The sequence below is a fragment of the Pseudomonas sp. 32_A genome (assembly GCF_017490905.1).
Lineage (GTDB): Bacteria > Pseudomonadota > Gammaproteobacteria > Pseudomonadales > Pseudomonadaceae > Aquipseudomonas > Aquipseudomonas inefficax.
Map to the genome: position 1 here is coordinate 1 of NZ_JAFGYI010000084.1, position 2,418 is coordinate 2,418.

Genomic DNA, 2,418 nt, shown 5'->3' on the forward strand with positions numbered 1-2,418 from the left:
CGCCCTTACGGCGAGTCACTTTTTGTCAAACGCGACAAAAAGTAACCAAAAAACGCTGGCTCCCATCATCCGGCCCCTGCGCTTTGCTCCGGGGTTCCCTCGCTACGGGCCAGCTCCCGGGAGTACGCGCTGCAGGCCCCATCCATGGGGCCTCAGCGCTTGACGGGCATCCATGCCCGTCACCTCCCTCCGCAGTCCCTTCGCTCGGCCTCCTGAAGTCGCAATCTGCGGCGCCTGAACTTTCGCGTGCTTAGAAGCAAAAGCAACGGCAACGGCAACGGCAGGAGCAAAGGCAAAGGCAAAGGCAAAGAAAAAACTGCTACTGGCTGAGGTGGGCCATCGGCCGTTCGACAAAGCGGATGCTGTCGCGCCCATTTCGTTTGGACTGGTACAACGCCACATCCCCCTGCTCGATCAAGGCCGCCAGGCTCGTCGGCGGCTGGTCGAACAGGTTGACGCCGATGCTCAAGGTGACCGGCTGCGGCGTAGGCACCGTCTTGCTGGCATGCTGCTGGAACTGCTCGCGCAGCAGTCCGCCCAGCTCCATGACCTGCTCGCTGTTCGCCCCACACAGCAGAATGACGAACTCATCACCGCCCAACCGCGCCGCCAGCGCGCGCTCGGGCAAAACCATACGAATCATCTCGCTCAGGGCAATCAGCAAGCGGTCCCCTGCAACATGCCCGTGCAGGTCGTTGACCAGCTTGAAGTTGTCGATGTCGATCAGTAGCAAGGCCCCGGGCTGCGCCGAATCCACTGCCTTGAAGAAAGGCCCCGCACGCACCTCCAGTGCACGCCGGTTGTACAGCGCCGTCAACGGGTCACGGGCCGCCAGACGGGCAATCCGCGCCTCGCGCCGGTAGCGCACGGTGCCGGTCATCGACAAGGCAATCAGCATGATCGCCATCGCACCTTCGACCAGGGAAACCTGAATGATCAGCCCGCCGAAAGTGGCCAGGTCAATCAGCGTCCCCGGCGTGATCGCAATGATCGCCTTGGCCACATAGAACACCCCATGAACCAGCAACACATAGCGCAACTGCACGGCGCCAACACTCAACGACTTGCCATGCGGCCGCAACAGCCAGCTGGCCTTGAGCGTCAACAGCGCCACCAGCAACGAGTTGACCATCAGCATTACCTTCGACCACTGCGGCCCCACAGGCAACAGCAGCAAGGCGAACCACACCAGCACGACCGATAACCAGATACGCGACAGCCGCACCTGGGTGAAGCGCAACACCCCCATCAGGAAGAACCAGTGCGCCACCACCAGCAAACCGTTGGCGAACCAGATACCGATCAGCACCAGACCGATGCCGCGCAGCAAGGCCAGGGTGGAACCAATCGTGATGGTGGCAAAGCCTGCACTCCAGAACAGCAGCGATGAATCGCGAACGCTGCGCCACTCGATCGCCAGGTACAACGCGGCCGCGCCAGCCAGGGCAATGGAGATAGTCAGCATGGTGGGTGGATCAAGCGCCATGAACGGATTGGCCTGTCTGGTTGACGGGGAAAAGGCCCGATTGTATGCGCTCGTGATGACTTTTCAGAGGAGCCTTACACCACCAGCCTGCAAATGATAGCCCAGCCCTGGCCAATACCTGTATGAGTGAATGTCATATTGACATCAGCCTGTCATTTGCACCACAAAAACTGCTGTCGTTATGACAACACACCAGCGCAAAACGCCCATCTGCAAGGGCTTCCCAGCTGGCACGAAAGCTGAACCATTCTCTTTCGCCACTACCTGCCTTGCGGAAATAACCATCATGAAAAATATCCTCCTCCCTCTGGTGATGTCCCTGTCCATCGCCCTGCCCGCCTGCGCCGACGAGGTGCTCTCGGAAAGCCCCGACAACACGGTGGGCTATGGCGCCGGGGGCGTCACCGGCCTGATGGTTGGCGCCGCGCTCGGCGGCCCTTTCGGCGCCATCGCCGGTGCAGCCTTGGGTGCAATTGGCGGCGCCGCCGTGCAACAAGGCAGCGGGCACAGCGACGCGGCCTACGTGGTACGCCATGACGACGGCAGTACCCAGCGCTATCGCTCGCCCAATGCCCGCTTCAAGCCCGGTGATCAGGTGCAGGTGAGTGGTACTCGCCTGGTCCCGGCGCAGTAATGCGCACCGCTCAACTTGGGGCCGGTGCTGACGGTGCTGGCATCGTGGGCGATCCTGAGCGAGGAGATTTCGCTGTATCAGGTCGTCGGGTTGGCGGTGGTGTTGTTTGCGGTGTCGCGGCTCAAGCCGCGGGGCAAACAGGAAACCAAGGTGGCACAGCCTGGCGCGGCCCCTGTAGATACCGTCTTGACCCTCACCCCGCAAGAGCGATTTGAGGGTCAAACGGTTTGCCGGATTTCACTACGCCATACACCAGGTGCAAAAGCTTACGCATAGCAGCGCAGACTATCTGCTTGTA

The 2,418-nt window shown here is 61.2% G+C and carries 3 protein-coding genes and 1 pseudogene; 2 read left to right on the top strand and 2 right to left on the bottom strand.

Annotated elements, in window-relative coordinates:
* Positions 1-319: 319 nt before the first annotated feature.
* Entirely contained in the window at positions 320-1,465 is a 1,146-nt protein-coding gene (locus J5M58_RS25670) for a GGDEF domain-containing protein (protein WP_112252664.1), read from the bottom strand.
* Between the two features lie 165 nt (positions 1,466-1,630).
* Positions 1,631-1,774 carry a hypothetical protein gene (locus J5M58_RS25675; protein ID WP_207880108.1) on the bottom strand — a complete coding sequence of 48 codons (144 nt, stop codon included), beginning with the start codon at positions 1,772-1,774 and terminating at the stop codon, positions 1,631-1,633.
* On the opposite strand from J5M58_RS25675, the gene J5M58_RS25680 reads away from it, so the two are divergent.
* Entirely contained in the window at positions 1,773-2,120 is a 348-nt protein-coding gene (locus J5M58_RS25680; RefSeq protein ID WP_181457348.1) for a hypothetical protein, read from the top strand. The genes J5M58_RS25675 and J5M58_RS25680 overlap by 2 nt on opposite strands.
* A gap of 12 nt (positions 2,121-2,132) precedes the next feature.
* Positions 2,133-2,276, top strand: a pseudogene (locus J5M58_RS28125) (EamA/RhaT family transporter); the annotation flags it as partial.
* Positions 2,277-2,418 lie beyond the last annotated feature (142 nt).

Coding starts and splice junctions, on each gene's coding strand:
- J5M58_RS25680 (WP_181457348.1), top strand. CDS start 1,773: ATGAAAAATATCCTCCTCCCTCTGGTGATGTCCCTGTCCATCGCCCTG.
- J5M58_RS25670 (WP_112252664.1), bottom strand. CDS start 1,465: ATGCTGACTATCTCCATTGCCCTGGCTGGCGCGGCCGCGTTGTACCTG.
- J5M58_RS25675 (WP_207880108.1), bottom strand. CDS start 1,774: ATGATGGTTATTTCCGCAAGGCAGGTAGTGGCGAAAGAGAATGGTTCA.